This is a genomic window from Yinghuangia seranimata, from assembly GCF_029953285.1.
Classification (GTDB): domain Bacteria; phylum Actinomycetota; class Actinomycetes; order Streptomycetales; family Streptomycetaceae; genus Yinghuangia; species Yinghuangia seranimata.
In genome coordinates this window covers 1-16,817 of record NZ_JASAOI010000088.1, presented here as the reverse complement: position 1 = coordinate 16,817, position 16,817 = coordinate 1, and the positions used below count along the sequence as shown (strand labels likewise).

At 67.8% G+C, this 16,817-nt stretch carries 14 protein-coding genes and 1 pseudogene; 12 read left to right on the top strand and 3 right to left on the bottom strand.

The window, feature by feature from the left end; all coding sequences use genetic code 11:
- Positions 1–367 precede the first annotated feature (367 nt).
- A pseudogene (locus QI554_RS43495) lies at positions 368–1,503 on the top strand (transposase).
- A 200-nt stretch (positions 1,504–1,703) separates the two neighbouring features.
- Here QI554_RS43495 and QI554_RS41150 read toward each other — a convergent pair.
- The gene (locus tag QI554_RS41150) at positions 1,704–2,462 is read right to left on the bottom strand and encodes a hypothetical protein (protein WP_281478040.1); all 759 of its coding nucleotides are present in this window, start codon (positions 2,460–2,462) and stop codon (positions 1,704–1,706) included.
- Between the two features lie 1,361 nt (positions 2,463–3,823).
- On the opposite strand from QI554_RS41150, the gene QI554_RS41145 reads away from it, so the two are divergent.
- From QI554_RS41145 to QI554_RS41125, 5 genes are all read left to right on the top strand, one after another.
- Positions 3,824–4,519, top strand: a complete 696-nt coding sequence (locus QI554_RS41145) for a Crp/Fnr family transcriptional regulator (protein ID WP_281478038.1) — start codon at positions 3,824–3,826, stop codon at positions 4,517–4,519.
- Between the two features lie 87 nt (positions 4,520–4,606).
- A complete protein-coding gene (locus QI554_RS41140) occupies positions 4,607–5,425 on the top strand; it encodes a hypothetical protein (RefSeq protein WP_281478036.1) in 819 nt (272 codons plus the stop codon).
- On the top strand, positions 5,406–7,538 hold the full coding sequence (locus tag QI554_RS41135) for a hypothetical protein (RefSeq protein WP_281478034.1): 2,133 nt from the start codon (positions 5,406–5,408) through the stop codon (positions 7,536–7,538). The genes QI554_RS41140 and QI554_RS41135 overlap by 20 nt, the downstream gene beginning before the upstream one ends.
- Entirely contained in the window at positions 7,535–8,434 is a 900-nt protein-coding gene (locus tag QI554_RS41130) for a hypothetical protein (protein WP_281478033.1), read from the top strand. Before QI554_RS41135 ends, QI554_RS41130 begins: the two co-directional genes overlap by 4 nt.
- Positions 8,425–8,949: a Pycsar system effector family protein gene (locus QI554_RS41125; protein ID WP_281478031.1), complete on the top strand. Its 525-nt coding sequence runs from the start codon at positions 8,425–8,427 to the stop codon at positions 8,947–8,949. The genes QI554_RS41130 and QI554_RS41125 overlap by 10 nt, the downstream gene beginning before the upstream one ends.
- A 342-nt stretch (positions 8,950–9,291) precedes the next feature.
- Here QI554_RS41125 and QI554_RS41120 read toward each other — a convergent pair whose 3' ends face one another.
- Both QI554_RS41120 and QI554_RS41115 read right to left on the bottom strand, forming a co-directional pair.
- On the bottom strand, positions 9,292–9,642 hold the full coding sequence (locus QI554_RS41120) for a DUF1330 domain-containing protein (RefSeq protein WP_281478030.1): 351 nt from the start codon (positions 9,640–9,642) through the stop codon (positions 9,292–9,294).
- 108 nt (positions 9,643–9,750) lie between these two features.
- Positions 9,751–10,512, bottom strand: a complete 762-nt coding sequence (locus QI554_RS41115) for a group II truncated hemoglobin (protein ID WP_281478029.1) — start codon at positions 10,510–10,512, stop codon at positions 9,751–9,753.
- Positions 10,513–11,077: 565 nt separating this feature from the next.
- Here QI554_RS41115 and QI554_RS41110 point away from each other — a divergent pair.
- The 6 genes from QI554_RS41110 (at position 11,078) to QI554_RS41085 (ending at position 16,671) form a co-directional block, all read left to right on the top strand.
- The gene (locus tag QI554_RS41110) at positions 11,078–12,586 is read left to right on the top strand and encodes an ATP-binding protein (RefSeq protein ID WP_281478027.1); all 1,509 of its coding nucleotides are present in this window, start codon (positions 11,078–11,080) and stop codon (positions 12,584–12,586) included.
- Positions 12,583–12,996: a roadblock/LC7 domain-containing protein gene (locus QI554_RS41105; RefSeq protein ID WP_281478026.1), complete on the top strand. Its 414-nt coding sequence runs from the start codon at positions 12,583–12,585 to the stop codon at positions 12,994–12,996. Before QI554_RS41110 ends, QI554_RS41105 begins: the two co-directional genes overlap by 4 nt.
- Positions 12,997–13,157: 161 nt before the next feature.
- Complete coding sequence (locus QI554_RS41100) at positions 13,158–13,484, top strand: DUF742 domain-containing protein (RefSeq protein ID WP_281478024.1); 327 nt, start codon at positions 13,158–13,160, stop codon at positions 13,482–13,484.
- A complete protein-coding gene (locus tag QI554_RS41095) occupies positions 13,462–14,100 on the top strand; it encodes a GTP-binding protein (protein WP_281478022.1) in 639 nt (212 codons plus the stop codon). Before QI554_RS41100 ends, QI554_RS41095 begins: the two co-directional genes overlap by 23 nt.
- A 1-nt stretch (position 14,101) precedes the next feature.
- Positions 14,102–15,574, top strand: a complete 1,473-nt coding sequence (locus tag QI554_RS41090) for a cytochrome P450 (protein WP_281478020.1) — start codon at positions 14,102–14,104, stop codon at positions 15,572–15,574.
- On the top strand, positions 15,490–16,671 hold the full coding sequence (locus QI554_RS41085; RefSeq protein ID WP_281478094.1) for a cytochrome P450 family protein: 1,182 nt from the start codon (positions 15,490–15,492) through the stop codon (positions 16,669–16,671). The genes QI554_RS41090 and QI554_RS41085 overlap by 85 nt, the downstream gene beginning before the upstream one ends.
- Positions 16,672–16,817 lie beyond the last annotated feature (146 nt).

Sequence of the window (16,817 nt, the reverse complement as noted above, 5' to 3'; positions counted from 1 at the left end):
CTGTGAGCGAGAAGCAGGCCGACAGCAACGCCGTAGCCGACGAGGTACGCAACCGTCACCGGGGGCACGGGAACATGCGACCAGAGCATGACATTGACGGCCACAGCGGAACGACCGCAGGGCGGGGCCGCTGCCGGGCGGGCTGCACAGATCGGGGAGGACGAACACGACTCCACCAGTCGGCTCCACTTCGCAACCGGCAAATCGGGCCTTGACCTGCAGAAACGACCGACTGAGGGTCGGCGACGTTCGGGAGTGGGGTCGGCGACGCCCGAGGGCCTGTAAAGCGAACGGCTCTGTCTCACATTCAAAGGTGACGGAGCGTGCACCCAGGCAACGATGAGTTGAGTGTGGCGCCGACGACCTTGTGGACACGGTGCTTTCGGGGCTGTCATCCCTGTGCATCGGGAACGTGACGGCCGATCAGGGGCAGTTGAGGGTGCGGGCCCGGACCCGAACCAGCCTGTGTGCTATCCGGATTGCGGCTTCCCGTCACAGCATGTGCACGCGCACTGCGAGCGGACGCTCGCGGACGCGCCCGTCGACGCCCGGCCGGTCCCCGTGCGGGTACGCCGCGTGGTCTGCAACAACCGCGGCTGCCCGCGACAGGCGGTCCGAGAGCAAGTGCCCAAGGTGATGGAGCACTATCAGAGGAGGACGCCGCGATTGACGGCCCATATCGGCGCGGTGGTAAGGGAGTTGGTCAGCCAGGCCAGTCGCCGAGTGCTCTCGGTCCTCGCCGTGGGGGCTCCCGGCACACCGCGCTGTGCATCCTGCTGCGGCTGCCCTTGCCGTCCCGGCACGTGCCGCGGGTGTTGGGCGTGGACGCCGTCCCCCAAGGAGGTGACCGCGCACACCGCATGCTGGGCCAAAGCCGGGCCGCCGCGCACGCACCAACCGTGAGCGCTGGCAGCACATCCACGACCTGCTCGGCCAAGGCGTCGGCCTGCTCGAATGCGCCCGCCGACGGGGCCTCGCAGTGAACACCGTCAAGCGCTACGCACGCGTCCCCGAACGTCCGGTCGCGCACCGCACCACCCTGCCCTGGTCGACCCGTTCTGCGGCTACCTGCACGAACGTCGCGCACAGGACCCGGCCGTCCCGGTTCTGAACCTCCTGGCCGAGATCAGGGAACGCGGCTACACCGGAAGCCAGAGCCTGCTCTACCGCTACATCACCCGGGGCCGCGTCGAAGCGGACCGGCCCGCGCTCTCACCCCGCCGCCTCACCCGCTACCCGTTGACCCGTCCCGGTCGCCTCGCCAATCAGCAGCACGAACTGCTGGACACGCTCATCGCCGCCTGCCCGCAAATGACCGCCCTCGTCGGCCTGGTCCGATCCTTCGCCGCGTTGCTGACACCCACGCCAGGCAACATCGACCGGCTGACCGACTCCACAACGGCGGCGCCGGAAGGCGTGAACACCAAGACCAACCGCATCATGCGCAAGATGCACGGCCGCGCCGGCTTCAGCCTCCTCCGCCACCGCGTACTCCGCGGCTGACCTCACGCCGTCACCACCGAATGCGAGAGAGAGCCGTTAGTTTTACAGCCCCCCAACCGCAACCTCGCCGGATAGGCGGATCAGACGGGTTGATCCCCGGCCTCCTCCACACCAAGCAGAGATCATTTACGGGACAAGTCTTAGGGGCCCGCGCCGTAGGGCGCTTCAACCAAAGGGTTGGAAAGCCGCGTCTCAACGAGTCAGTCGGAAAGCTCCATAAATTCCTCTGCAAGCTCACGGCTGGTGAGAACATGCCCCCTGTTGAAACTCTTCAATAGAGCCATTCCGTCCGCCTTGTTGATGCGCTGGAGATACGCGAGTTCCAATTCACGACACCGCGGGCAAAACAGGTTTGCAATCAAAGGAGACATCTCTGCAGGACCCTGCGGACTCATTACATAAACGCAGTCATTAACCACAGGCGCCCCCCACTCGTACGAAAGTATCTCGTAGTCGGGATGGTCACCCATGACTCCGCGTGCAGTCACGTCGAATACCTCAGCGCGCCGACGCAATGTACACGATTCGATGAGGATCCACGGCAGGTTTCCCATGAAAGCAGTCTTGGCCAGAGCTGCGTCCAAGTACGGTAGCTGCTCTTGCACTCTCAGAGCAGCTTCCGGCCGGCTCTTCGGACGCCCCCCGTGCGCAGCGCAGTTCCGTTCCTCACGAAGCGCGTCAAGTGATTCAATGAGTCCGATGTTTCCCGGCCCATCCTCCAGGGCGGCCGATAGCCCCGGCAGTATTTCTTCTCGACCGTAGGCAAGGGAAGTCACCTGGCGGCGCAACCACGAAGTCCATGAACCGAACATTACGCCTGCTGTGGTGCAGTACTTGCCCTTAAGGACCGAAAGCGCGGTCGCCCGGAGGGGGAGATCGGCTGGCTGAGGTTTCCAATTTTGTACCAATGCAGCGACCGTGCACGAAACAACAATGGCCAAAGTCTCGGCGGCGTCCAACAAGTCGTCGTACTGTGCTTCAGGCGTGTGGGCCTGCCGCAAGCGTCGTATCGCGCGAGCTACTGGGTGCGGGAGCTTGCCAGACGGCACCGCCCAAGAGAGAACAGGCACCGGACCTGTATGCCCCAGGTGGGGCGTGGCCGCCGCCAGATTTCGGCGGGTCGAGCCCTCGGCGTTAGCCTCAGCCTGGTGTGCCCTAAGTGGATCGACGCGGCTGGTCTCCGTGGCTGGCAATCGGCGATCTGCTTGCGCGCCGCTCGCCCTGGTCGGCCTGCGCTTCTTCAACTGGACTGGGGCAGTTGGCCACCCAGGGACAGCGCCTGTCGCCGCTTGGGCCGCCCGCGGCGCCACTGCCATCGGCGCTACAGCCCGCGAGTCCTCACCAACACTCGAACCCGTTTCAGCACGAGCACCCGACGGCTCAGACTTGCTGTCGCGTCGCCGTCGGAGAACCAGTCGAATCCAGGCTGGCACGACCCCGAAGAAGGCCATAAAGAAGAGCACCGCAAGGAGAGTGTCCAACCACACAGGGATGCCGTGTGTCTTCTTGCTGGTTCCGATCGAGACTGCGGCAAGAGCACCCCACGCGAGCATCATCCAGAACGCCCAATCTCGGCGCAATGGCGCATCGTACAGCCGCCAAACCGCGTTGCGGCGTTTCGGCTGGCTAACTGGCAGTCTCCCGGAGGGGGCTCCGACCGAGCCACGCATACATCCATCGTGCCTGCAAAACCCGACGAGTGACCACGCGATCCACGCCCCCGAGGGATGTTAGACGCTCTGCTGCGCGATCGTTGCCCAGAGTGATCAAGGCGCAAAAATCATGCTGAAATGGTTGGTCAAGCTTGCCGACGTGCACACGGCACGACTGACAGTCGTGCGGCAGCATTGCAGATGCCACAAGGACTCGGCGAAACACGCCCCAGCCCCCGGCGAGCAACGCGCGTCGTCCGGAAGCTAGCCACGACGCATCACCCGGGACGTGGTGGGAGCCATCGTTTGGGAGTCGGTCTGGCGGCACCCGATGGTCGTTGAGTGCCAGGGGAAATGCCGATCGGGATGAGCCGCGTCGGAACGGGCCAGAATGGGGTCGGGTCTGCAGGGTGCAGGGCACTCATTCTCAGCGGGACTGACTTCGCAGGTCAGAGCTGCGAGTTGTTGTCTGGAAGGTCAGACTGCCTATGTACTGACAGCTGCTTCCGCAGACGCGTGCCAGCCAGCTACGGCCCCGCGCTCGCATGAGTCGCGTACGGCTGCCGCTTTGGTGTCCACTCAGGCTCATGCGATCACGCAATCACCCGCATTTGGGCGTCAGTTCGGTGGCATCCTGCAAGGGGAGCCAACCGGACAGGGAGGTCTGTGTGGCTGAGCCTCATGCGGGTGAACGGCTGACGGCGGCTGAGATCGACGAGTGGAAGGTTCAGGGACGCGAACGCCGGTACGGCGACGGTCAAGTGTTGATGCGACAGGGGGATCCTGCCGAGCACGGACTGTTGCTAACGGCCGGGCGGGTCAAGGTGGTTGCTTCATCGGAGGATGGCCACGACGTAGTGCTCGCGTATCGCGAACCTGGGGAGATCTTTGGCGAGCTGGCCGTTTTGGATGGCGGTACGCACTCGGCGACGGTGTACGCGATCGGACCTGTGGAGGTCTGGGCCATGTCACCGGAAGGCTTCCTGAGCTACCTGCAGCAGCAACCTCGGGTGTCGGTGGCGCTGTTGCTGGTCATGATCCGCCGTCTGCGGCAGGCCGACACGCATCGGCTGCGCTATCGCGCCCAGACTGTGGTGCAGCGCGTCGCCGAGCGACTGCTGCACTTGGCCGATCAGTGTGGGGTGCAGACCCGTGAGGGCATCCGGCTGGAAATGCGTTTGACCTACCCGGAGTTGGCAGCGGCTGTGGCTGCGTCCCGTGAGTCCGCGGTCAAGGCGGTCGCGAGCTTGCGGAGTGCGGGCGCGCTTGCGACGGGGCGCGACAGGAGGTTCGTGATCACGGAGCCGGACCTGCTGCGCCGCATCGCTTCTCACGGACTCACGGATCCTTCCGTGAGTGGGTAAAAGTACGCTGCACCTGAGCGGTCCCTGCGGAAACCTGATGCATGCATTCAGTGACTCTACGAGTACGCAGGGGGAAGTGTGGTTGAGATGCCGCCGTACCGCGCGCTGATCACCGTCGACGCGGAGAAGTTCTCGAAGACCAGCGACATCGGGATGCCGGCCGTTCGCGAAGCCATCCGCAGCGTGATGCGGACCGCGCTCGGTGACGTAGGTCTGGACTGGGACGCCGACGTAGAGCGCTGTGATGACACCGGCGACGGAGTGATCATCACTCTGACCGACGAGCGCGTGCACCTGCTCGTGGACGCAGTCCATTACCTGAACCGGGAACTGCGCAAGCGTGCGCTCAGGTTCGACGGTCCGTCACTCCGGCTGCGGGCCGCGGTGCACTGCGGCCCGATCGACCCTGCGGAGGGCTCGGGTGCCGCCAAAATCGAGGTCTGTCGGATGTCCGACGCCGAGGTCGGCCGTGAGGCGCTCAGGGCGACGGCATCACGCGTCGCACTCCTGGTCTCCGATCAGGTGTTCCGGACCGTCGTGCGGGGGCAGGGCTACGCGGAGACGGTCGAGGAAAGCATGTTCCACCGCGTGGACACCCCGATCAAGAACGGCACGTTGACGGTCTGGGTGCATGTGCCGGCCAACGACTGGCACCCGTCCTCGACGGCTCCCGCCGCGGCCTCCGCAGCGACACCGGAAGCGAGTGCAGCGACCGCTGCTCCGCCACCGGCATCGCCGGCGCGCGCCGGGCAGGTGCACATCGGGAGTGTGTCAGGTCCCTCGGTCGTGGCTGAGACGTTCAACGGCGGAATCAGCCACACGACCAACAGCGACATCGTGCACGGGCACAAGGGGGACAACGTGTACGGCGACAAGCAGATCGGCGGTGCTCAAGATGCTGGATGAATCCTTCGAGGCCCCCGACGACGAGCCGGAGAACGCGCAGCCACCGCGCAGCGCCGACGACATAACGGACATCGAGGACGACGATCTCGCGGACGATGCCGCCACGTACGGCATTGACTGGATGGGCGCCGCCGTTCGGGTGGCTTCGGCCGGGACCGTCATCTTCGCCAACAACCTGAACGGCGGCGTCACAAGCACAGGCGCGACCACAGCCCGCCCGGTTCGCCAGGTCCGCGCGGGCACCATCCGGCGCGAGGAACTGGACTTCATCACTCGTGTCTTTGTCGAATCACCGGGCTACCAGCAGGCGCTGCGGATGTTGAGGGCCCACCTGCTGGTCGTCGACGGCGCAGCGCATAGTGGCCGGCGGACGCTTGCCCTGCACCTGCTGATCGAACAGGAGGTGGAGAAGGTCACCGCTCTCGCGTCCGACTCCGACCTGACGTCGCTGCGCTCCGCCCAGCTGCAACGCGAAGCGGGCTACCTGTTCGAGGCAACTGCTCTCGACTCGCTGGCCTGTTGCACGACCGCCGACATTCAGACGCTCGCCGACATCCTCGTCAAGTCAGGCGCCTACCTGGTCATCACCACGTCGGACGGACGGAGCGCGCTCCCGGGAAGCTGGCAGCCGTATCTGTTCGAGAGTGCGGCGCCGAGCGGCGACCGCGTGGTGCGTGAGTACCTGACAGATCGCCTCGGCCCCAGGTGGGCACAAGATCACCAGGATCTCGTCGACGCGCGAATCACCCAGATCGCTGCCGACTGCCGGCCGGCCGATGCTGCATCCTTGGCGGCGGACCTGGTCGGTGTTGCACGTGGGCTGTACGACAAGTCGCGTGTGCTGGGCACCCTGGGAAAGCACGGGCGCGACGCCGTCCGAGACTGGTTCGCGAAGAACCCCCGTGTCGATGACTGGGCGATGATGCTGGCAGCCGCGGTCTTCGAAGGCCACGACTACTCAGTGGTCAATGAGCGCGCTGAGGCCCTGAGTGGACGGCTGAGCAGCACATCGGTGGCGCCGCCGCACAACGATGGGGCTGACACCTCGCCATCATGGGCGCCTGTCTCGCGCAGCAGTCGCCTCGACGCCATCAACGCGGAATGCGAGTCTCTGCCGTCCATCGTCAGCAACAGGTCGCTCAGCTACCGGATCGACGCGGTGCGCTTCAGCACACTCCATTGGGGAACCTCGGTGCTCGACCACTTCTGGTTGGAGTACCCCGAGCTCAGAGAGCCGCTGTTTGACTGGTTGGCCGCGACTCCCGCCCGACGCGACCTGCACAAGGTCGCAGGTGTCACAGCCGGCCGCCTCGCTGGAGCAGGCTCCGGTTTCAACACCCTGCGTCCCATCCGCAGTTGGGGACGACTGGACCGGCACCGACAGGAGATGGCGGCGATCGCACTCGGCATCGCGGCGGAGGACCCCGTCACGGCAACCCAGGTCCGTCACCTGCTCAACAGTTGGAGCAGTGCCCAAGCGTCACGCGAGCTGCGATGGACCGCTGCGCGCGCATACGGCGGTCCCTTTGGGGAAGCCTTCCCCGAGCTCGCTTTGATGCGCCTTCTCCGGCTGGCGAACACCCCGGACTCCGACGTGATGACCGAAGCGGCCATGAGCATTCTGAGGCTGTCCCGCTCAGTCATCGAGCTCGTGGATGTCGTTAAGCAACTCAACGAGCCTTCCCTTGTCGAAGGCTCGGCGTCCGCAACCGTTGGCCCCTTGACCGCACATCTCCTCGGTGCTGAGCAACAAGCCCGTGGACCGGCACTCACGGCAGAGGTAATCGCCCTCCTGCGGGACCCTGGCGGCAGGGGCGAGACCATCACGCTGTTGCGCTCGCTGGCAGCTGAGCCCGGCGGCTACAACGCAGTCCACCAGCTGGTGACCGGCTGGCTCGACGCGACAGCCGACCCCAACCGGTGTGACGAAGCCGAATTGATCCGAGACATGCTGGTCGAACTGTTCGCCGGCAATCGGCGCGCCGGCATCGAACGACTGGCGTACGACGTCATGCGGCTCGCATTCGAGGGCGGCAACGTGAACGTGGATGTCCTACAGCCTGCCATCGACGCCTTTGAAGACCCCCTGCCGATGCCGGGAGGCACACGGTGACACCCTCTGGACTGCTCACGCCAGTGGTCGGCTCCCGACTCGTCGCCTACATCAAGCACCGCTTGTCCCTGCACCGCACACACGCATTGGTACCGGTCACCGGCACTCCCGACCAGCGAGGACAGCTGGCTGCTTTGCGCATCGCACGCGACGCCTACTGGGTCCACCTCGGTGAGCGAACCGCCAACTTCACGTGTCAGGTGGGGACTTCAGGACGCCATCACGGGCAAACCGTGGACATCAGCCTGGTCTGGTGGGTGGACGACCCGCAGGTGGTCGTCGACCGGCGTGTGCTTGATGCCGTCCCCTACCTACGCCGCGACATCCAGCATCGGCTGACCGCATACGCTGCGGACCGATCATGGCCATCGACGATCGCGATGCAAGAGCAGTGCAACGCGTTCCTGCAACCAGCCGCAGTCCTGGACACGGTCGGCATCGGGTATGGGCATATCCATCTCGACGTCACCGATCCGGCGATGCCCGAGATCCGTAAGGCCGAGCTGGACGACGTCCGTTGGACCTCGGACGTGGAGCTTGAGCGTCAACAGCTCGAACGACTGCGTTTGGACTACTACCAGCGCCTCGTCCAAGACGGCCCCACAGCGTTGCTGGCCTACTGGCTCCAACAACGCCCGAACGACATCAAGGACATCATCGACTACGCGCAACGGCTCCCGCCGCCACCACCTGACCCCATGCGGGAAGTCGACCTCAAATTCACGAAACTCATGACCGAGCTGAGCGACTTCGACCGACAACGGGTACGCCAGTGGGTCGCTGTGGCGATGGCGCATTCAGGTACGTCCATGGAGAGCGTGCTCCGCGAGCTCGGCTTCCTTGGCGAGAACGGCAAAGCGACCGACCCGCTGGACGAGGAACAGCCATGGCCGTAAGGCGACACCGCATCGCCCCCAGGAGAGACCCCGAACTCGCCGCAGCGCTCCACGCCATCGACGACTTCAGCCGCTGGATCGAGAATGCCGACACCAAGGCCGCGCATTTGGTGGCGATCCTGGGCACGCTTGCGGCCGGCCTCCTCAGCCAGTCAGCACGAGTCAGTGCGACGTGGCACTACGCCGCAGTCGGCAATCCAACACCGGCAGTCCTGCTGACCATCGTCCTTATCCTGTTGTCAGCGGCACTGATTGAAGTCGCGCTCGCTCTGCTACCCAACACCACTCCGTCCGGCCCGACCCGCCTGGCGTTCCCGTGGATGGCCCAGCAGAGCGGTGACATGGCAGGCAGCACGATCCAGACCCGTGAGGCGTGGTCGCACGCACAGTTCATCTCCCGCAGGGCTCGCGCCAAACTGGGTCATGTTCGCCGTGCCGTTGGCGCCACCGCCGCATCGTCAGTGCTCTTCATTGCGTGGTGGGTCGTGATCCTCACGCTCGATACTCATCAATGAAGCGTCTGGCGGGGGTGCGGCCATCCCACCTAACGCTGGGAGCGTGGTGGGAGCGGTCGTTCACTACTGCGGCGTGTACGTACGATGCAGCCCCGTGCGCGGGAGTCGCACATAGCGGCATGAGGCGTTCCAAAGCCCACTGAGCGCACGGTAAATACCGTTTGACCAGGACTCTCTTAATCAGCGGCTGCGGGGTTCGAGTCCCTGGCGGCGCACTCGATGAGAGGCGGTCCGATCCACGGCACCGTGGAGCGGACCGCCTTGTTCGTTTTCCCACCACGGACCAGTGTCGTGAGTCGGCGTCCTGGCATCTCCGTCCGGACCGAAGCTTGGAGAGACCGATCAGGACATCGGGTCTCGGGCGTTGGTGATGAAGTCGGCGAGGGTGGCGGCGCGGTAGTCGGGGGTGCGGCCTTCGACTATGCAGGCGCCGCCGTCGGAGTTGTTGGTGCGGAAGGCGAGGATGGCCTGGTAGGCGTCGGAGTTGTACCAGGCCTTGGCGGCTTCGACGGTGGGGAACTCGATGAGGACGAGGACGCCTTCGAAGGTGCCGTCGACGACCTCGGGGGTGCGGTTGTGGATGAGGAAGCGGCCGTCGTACGGGGTGAGGGTGTCGTCGATGCGCCTCAGGTATTCGACGATCTCCTCGTTGACGTCGACGGACCGAAGGTGGGCGAACGCGTAGGCGGTCATGGCGCGGTGTCCTCTCGTGGCGGTGCGCTGGGGCGCTTGAGTGGACCGTATGCGCGGGCCGCCTGCGCGGCATCAGTCGCTTATAGGTAGATCGCCTGGGCGGTCGGATCAGCCGAGGTAGGGCGGGGTTTGGTTCCAGTGCCAGGTTGGCATGGGGGTTTCGGGGAGGGGCGGGGGGTTGGGGCCGGAGTAGATGAGGGCCATGCGGGTGCCCCATTCGAGGTAGTAGGCGAAGACGGCGCGGAACTCGGGGTCGGCGGGGAGGCCTACTTCGTCGGCGGTGTCCATCAGGAGGTTGATCCAGCGGCGGCGTTGGGCGTCGGTGATGTTGCGGCCGAGGTGGCGGGAGGCCATGTGTTTGTGGCCGCCGTGGTCGGAGCTGTAGAGGGAGGGGCCGCCGAAGACCTCGCCGAGCCAGGCGGCGACGTGTTGGGCGTGGTGGGCGTCCATGCCGGCGAAGACCGGGGCGAGGTCGGGGTCTTCGGCGACGTGTTCGTAGAAGCGGGTGAAGAGGCGGTCGAAGGCTTCGGCGCCGCCGGCCCATTCGTAGAGGGTCGGGGTGGAGCCGCCGGTGCCGACGACGTCGGTGACCTCGTAGTGGCGCATCTCCTGGATCGCCTGGAAGTACGGGCGGATCTCGGCGAAGAAGGGCGGGAAGTGCTCGCCCTTGCGGAAGCCTTCGAGGTGGTCGGGGGTGGACGTCCAGCGGATGCGGAGGATGTAGGAGCCGGGTTCCTCTTCGCAGCGGGCGAGTTCGTAGTCGACGCACTGCGGGGCGGCCTGGAGGGCGAGGGCGGCGCGGCCGTAGGCGGCTTCGAAGTCGGGGCGGTCGGGTTCGGCGATGGTGTAGCGGATGTACTCGACAATCATGTGGCGGAGTCCCTGGGTCGCGGGTGGTCTGCGGGTCGCCTCTGCGGACGACGAGGGTCGGTCTTTCGCGCGAACGCGCGGCCGTAGGGCTCGGATTCCCCGCTTCGCCGATGGCGTACACACAGGCCGGTTCGCGCAATCGGGTGACAAGGCGCGCTCGGGTATGGGTGGGCGGCGCGGGTGACGGGTGTTTTCCGTGTGGCCTGCGTTACAGCGGGTGAGATAGGTGGCATATACAGCCGGAATCACCCTCACCGTCGAAATCAGGCCAGGAATGGGGGCGCGGCACATCCCTTGCGGATGGCTTTCCAGAGGATCGGGTGGGGTTCGGGGGGACGGCGTTCTTGCAGATGGACGCGCATCAACTGGTGGCTGATGGGTGGTTGTTGGCGGTGGGGAAGGCACGTCGCGGTGCCGTCGGCTGGTCGCGGCGGCTCGGCTGTGGGAGCCGATAAATCGGTGCTTCATGGGGTGTTCCTGGCCCCTGACTTGCCGTCATTGGTCTGATTAGGATGTTGGCCGCCTGCTTTGATCGCCCCCGCATCTGGCCGTACTTGAGGATCCGATGACAGATAGCGTTCCGTCCGCCGCCTTCTGGGCCCTGGTCGCGGTCACCGTCCTCATCACCGCTCTTGCTGTGCGGCTGTACGCGTCGAACTCGGCGCGCCGCAGCCGGATCCTGTGGCTTGAAGCCGCCGTGGACGCGCGCGACGCGGGGCTGCGTGAGCTGGTCGAGGTGCGGCTGCCGCACTACGAGGCGGGCCGCAAGCCCCCCGCCGAGGTGGCCGATCCGATGCTGGAGGGCAGTTCGTACGCGGCGAGCGCGCAGCTGCTGGAGAGCAGGTTCGCCGCGACGATGTCCCGTGCACAGGCCCGCGCCGACCAGTCGGCCAAGGCCGCGCTGAAGGGCGCGATGCGCGCGCTGCAGGGGTTGGCGAACGAGCAGCAGATGTCGATCTCAGACATGCAGGACCGGCACGACCACCCGGACGTGCTGCGCGACCTGCTCGAGATCGACCACGCGAACGCCCAGTTCGGCCGCCGTGCGCAGGCGATCGCAGTGCTGTGCGGGTCGTGGCCGGGGCGGCAGCGGTCGGCGTCGTCGTTGACGGACGTGGCGCGCGGCGCGAAGTCCCGGATCCGGGACTACCGACGCGTCCAGGTGCACGCGCAGGTCGAGATCGCGGTGGTCAGCCGCGCGGTGGAGCCGGTCGTGCTCGCCGTGGCGGAGCTGCTGGACAACGCCGCGCGGCACTCGCAGCCGAACACGGCCGTCGAGGTCAACATCCAGCCCGCGCACAACGGCGCGTGCGTCGTCATCGACGACGCGGGCGTCGGGATGAACGAGCAGGAGGTACGGCACGCCACGCGCCTGTTGTCCGGTCAGGACTCGGTCGACATCAACCGGCTGGGCGATCCGCCGCAGTTCGGCTTCGCGGTGATCGGCGTGCTCGCGGAGCGGTACGGATTCCAGGCCTCGGTCGACACGCGTTCCCCGTACGGCGGAGTCCGTGCCGTGCTCTTCCTGCCCAACGCGTTGCTGACGCACCTCGCCCCGGACGAGACCGCCGGCATGGCGCGGGACGTCCGCACCGCGGTGCCCCCGCCCGCCGCGCCGCAGTCCGCACCGCAGTCCGCACCGCAGTCCGCACCGCAGTCCGCGCCGCCCACGCCCGCCCCGCACCTCGGCGGCGGCCCGCACCCCGCGGCCGAGGTCGTCGGCGCCACGCTGACCGGTCTGCCGAAGCGCCGTCGGCGCGAGGTGGATCCGGCCGTGGCCGCCGCGGTGCTCGTCGAACCGGGCCCGGCCGCGCCGGAGTCCGCGTCCGGTCCGGCAGCGGCGCACGGCTCGGCGCGGCAGGCCGCCGCACACGAAGGCGCGCACGCCGAGGACCACGCGCCCACCCGCTCCGTCCACGAAACCGCCGCGCGCATGGGCGCGTTCGCCCGCGGCACGCGCTCGGGCCGTGAGGCGGTCCGCGGCAACGCCGCGGAAGCGGCGGGCGGCTCTTCGGGAGACGCCAGGGGGGACAGCACGGGGGACGACAAGGACAAGGGGATCGCACACTCATGAACGACCACGGTGAGAACGAACTGGGCTGGATGCTCGACGAAGCCCTGAAGGTCCCCGAGGCGCGGCACGCGATCCTGCTGTCCGCCGACGGCATGCTGCGCGCGCACTCGCGCGGCATCGGCCGCGACGACGCCGACCGCCAGGCGGCCGCGCTGTCCGGTCTGCAGTCGATCAGCCGCAGCACCACGGAGTTCGCCGGGCCGACGGAGACCCGCTGGCGGCAGACCCTGGTCGAGTTCGACGGCGGCTACGTGTTCCTGGTCGCGGCGGGCGCGGGCGCGTACCTGGCGGTGTCGGCCTCGGAGCACGTCGACATGGAGGCCGTGACGTACGCGATGCAGAAGCTGGTGGACCGGCTCGGCAAGGAGCTGACGACGCCGCCGCGGCAGAGCACGGGGCTCCTCGCATGAGCTGGCGGCCGTCCGGGGCCGGCCCCGTCGGCGGCACGCCCCGCGGCGGGAACGGCGCGAACGTTGCGAACGGCGTTGCAGGCGGCGGTCCTACGGGCGCCTGGACCGGCGGTCCCGCAGCCGGCTCCTCGGGCAACTCCCGCGGCCGCGGCAAGGGTTTGGTGCGTCCGTACGTCGTGACCGACGGCCGCGCGCACCCGAGCCGCAACACGTTCGACCTGGTGACCCTGGTGATCGCACCGCACGACCGCCCGCTGAACGGGCTGAGCCCGGAGAAGCGCCGGCTGGTCGAACTGTGCCGCCCCGGTTCGCTGTCGGTCGCCGAGGTCGCCGGGTACCTCGGGCTTCCGGTGAGCGTCACGAAGGTGCTGCTCGCCGATCTCCTCGACTCCGGGCACATCCTCACCCGTGCCCCCATACCCGCGGCCGAGCTCCCCGAGGCCAAGCTGCTTCAGGAGGTGCTCGATGGACTCCGTGCTCGTCTCTGAGCCGGACGACAGGCCCCGCATCCCCGCGGGGGCCCCGCCCTCCGCGATGTACCTGCGGCCCAGCGTCCGCACCTCGGTGAAGCTCCTCGTGGTGGGCCCTTTCGCGGTTGGCAAGACGACGTTCGTCGGGACGCTGTCGGAGATCCGCCCGCTGCACACCGAGGAGAAGATGACGCAGGCCGGCGCACTCGTCGACGACCTGAGCGGTGTGCCGGACAAGACCACCACCACGGTCGCCATGGACTTCGGCCGGCTGACCCTCAACGACCAGCTCGTGCTCTACCTGTTCGGCGCTCCCGGGCAGCAGCGCTTCACCCGGTTGTGGCAGGACATGACGCGCGGTGCGCTGGGCGCGCTGGTGCTCGTCGACACCCGCAGGCTCGACCAGTCGTTCGAGGTGATGGGCCTGTTGGAGGAGCACGGGCTCCCGTACGCGGTGGCGGTGAACCGGTTCACCGGCTCGCCGTACCACTCGGACGGAGAGATCCGCGAGGCGCTCGACCTGCTGCCCGAGACCCCGCTGGTGACGTGCGACGCGCGCGATCCGCGGTCGTCCACCGAGGCGTTGATCGCGCTCGTGCAGTACCTGCTCACCCGTTCCCGCCAGGAGGCCTGAGTTGTCCACCGAGCCTTCGCTCGACGCCGTCCCGCCGCCGGGCTGTCCCGCTCACGCCGGCCAGGACCGCCCCGCTCCCTCCGGAGTCCCGCTCTACGGCGCGGCGTTCGCCGACGACCCGGCCGCCGTGTACGCCGAACTGCGCGCGCTCGGACCGGTCGCGCCGGTGCTGGTCGCCGAGGACGTCGAGGCGTCGCTGGTCGTGTCGTACGAGGCGGCCCTGCAACTGCTGCGCAGCCCCGAGACGTTCTCGAAGGACCCGCGCCGCTGGAAGGCCGTCCTTGACGGCCGAATCCCGCCGACCCACCCCGTCATGCCGATGATGGGCTACCGGCCGAACGCGCTGTTCACGGACGGTGAGGAGCACGCCCGATTCCGCTCCGCCATCTCCGACAGCCTGGACCGGGTGGACCCGATCGAGCTGCGCGAGTACGTGCGGCGCGCCGCGGACACGCTGATCGACGGTTTCGGCCCCGACGGCAAGACCGACCTGCGCCGCGAGTACGCGCTGGTGGTGCCGCTGCTGGTCTTCATGGAGATGTTCGGCTGTCCGTCGGCCATCGCCGAGAAGCTGGTGCGCGGCATGTCCGGCATCTTCGACGTGGTCGACGCCGAGAAGAGCAACGCGCTGCTGCTCGAGGGCATGGTCGAACTCGTCGCGCTCAAGCGCGCCCAGCCGGGCGCGGACGTGACGTCGTGGCTGATGGCGCATCCGGCGGATCTGACGGACGAGGAGATGGTCCACCAGCTGGTGGTGCTGATGGGCGCGGGCACCGAGCCGCAGCAGAACCTCATCTCGAACAGCCTGCGGCTGCTGCTGTCCGACGACCGCTTCGCGGGCGACCTGTCCGGCGGCAGCATGCCGATCGAGGACGCGCTCGACGAAGTCCTGTGGTCCGACCCGCCGATGGCGAACTACGGCGTGCACTTCCCGGTGCGCGACGTGGACCTGCACGGCGTACGGCTGCGCGAGGGCGAGCCGGTGGTGGTCAGCTTCGCGGCGGCCAACACCGATCCGGCGCTGACCACCGACCACCGGGCCGGGAACCGCGCGCACCTGGCGTGGAGCGCGGGGCCGCACACCTGCCCGGCGAAGGACGGGGCTCGGCTGATCGCGACGGTCGCGATCGAGCGGCTGCTCGACCGCCTGCCGGACATCGAACTCGCCGTGCCTGCCGAGAGGTTGCGCTGGCGGCCCGGCCCCTTCCACCGCGCGCTCGCCGAACTTCCGGTGGTGTACCCGCCGTTGACTGTCGTCCGCCCGGCGCCCAGGGCTCCGCAGACGGCTCCCACGACTGCTCCTCCTTCCGCCACACCCGAACCACAGCTTGGAGAAAGCCCGTGGCAGAACAGTCCGGCGCCTACGTCCTCGACCCCGCGGGGCGCGACATCCACGGTGAGAACGAGCGACTCCGCGCCCGAGGCCCGGCGACGCTGGTGGCACTCCCTGGCGGTGTGGAGGCATGGTCGGTAAACAGCCAGGCGCTGATCAAGCGGCTGCTGACCGACCCGCGCGTGTCCAAGGACACCCGGCAGCACTGGCCGGCGTGGATCAACGGCGAGATTCCGGCGGACTGGCCGCTCCAGATCTGGGTCGCGGTGAAGAACATGTTCACGGCGTACGGAGGCGACCACAAGCGCCTGCGCACGCTGGTGTCCAAGGCGTTCACGGCACGCCGGACCGCCGCGCTGCAGCCGCGCATCGAGGAGATCACCGCGCGGCTGCTGGACCGGCTCGCCGCCACCCCGGCGGGGGAAGCGGCGGACCTGCGCACGGAGTTCGCGTATCCGCTGCCGATCAGCGTGATCTGCGAGCTGTTCGGGGTGCCGGCCGAGGCGCAGGGCGACCTGCACACGGCGGTCGACACGATCTTCCGGACGACGGCGACGGCCGAGGAGGTCGCCGAGGGCCAGCTGAAGCTGTACAAGGTCCTCACCGCGCTGGTGGCGGAGAAGCGCGTGAACCCGGGCGACGACATGACGTCGGGCCTGATCGCGGCGCGCGAGGAGGGTGACGACTCGGCGCTGAGCGAGACCGAGCTGCTCGACACGCTGATCCTCATGCTGTCGGCCGGTCACGAGACGACCGTCAACCTGCTCGACAACGCGATCCACGCGCTGCTCACCCACCCCGAGCAGCTCGCGCTCGTGCGCTCGGGCGAAGTGACGTGGGACGACGTCATCGAGGAGACGCTGCGCGCCGAAGCGCCGGTCGCGAACCTGCCGTTGCGCTACGCGGTGGAGGACATCGACCTGGGCGAAGGCCTCGTGATCGCGAAGGGCGAGCCGATCCTGATCGCGTATGCCGCGGCGGGCCGCGACCCCGGCGTGCACGGCGCCGACGCGGGCGCGTTCGACCTGAAGCGCGAGGCCAAGGACCACCTGGCGTTCGGCCACGGCGTGCACTTCTGCCTCGGCGCGCCGCTGGCCCGGCTCGAGGCGCGGATCGCGCTGCCGGCGCTGTTCGACCGGTTCCCAAACCTGGCGCTCGCGGTGCCGGCCGACGAGCTGGAGCCCATGGAGTCGTTCATCTCGAACGGCCACAAGGCGCTGCCGGTTCGCCTGAGGTAACCCCTCGGCCGAATCCCGGGGAATCCACACCCCGTTCGGTTGAACCGGACCGTCGGAGGGTCCGTGATACCGGCGTGGCCGCGTAGCGGAACCGGGGGTGGGGAGGCTCCGAGCGAGGCCGAGGGGGGAAGCGGGCCGGGGGGGGG

Bases quoted from the DNA above. Each gene is read 5' to 3' on its own strand.
- QI554_RS41140 (WP_281478036.1), top strand. From the start codon at position 4,607: ATGCCGCCGTACCGCGCGCTGATCACCGTCGACGCGGAGAAGTTCTCG.
- QI554_RS41125 (WP_281478031.1), top strand. From the start codon at position 8,425: ATGGCCGTAAGGCGACACCGCATCGCCCCCAGGAGAGACCCCGAACTC.
- QI554_RS41120 (WP_281478030.1), bottom strand. From the start codon at position 9,642: ATGACCGCCTACGCGTTCGCCCACCTTCGGTCCGTCGACGTCAACGAG.
- QI554_RS41115 (WP_281478029.1), bottom strand. From the start codon at position 10,512: ATGATTGTCGAGTACATCCGCTACACCATCGCCGAACCCGACCGCCCC.
- QI554_RS41110 (WP_281478027.1), top strand. From the start codon at position 11,078: ATGACAGATAGCGTTCCGTCCGCCGCCTTCTGGGCCCTGGTCGCGGTC.
- QI554_RS41105 (WP_281478026.1), top strand. From the start codon at position 12,583: ATGAACGACCACGGTGAGAACGAACTGGGCTGGATGCTCGACGAAGCC.
- QI554_RS41095 (WP_281478022.1), top strand. From the start codon at position 13,462: ATGGACTCCGTGCTCGTCTCTGAGCCGGACGACAGGCCCCGCATCCCC.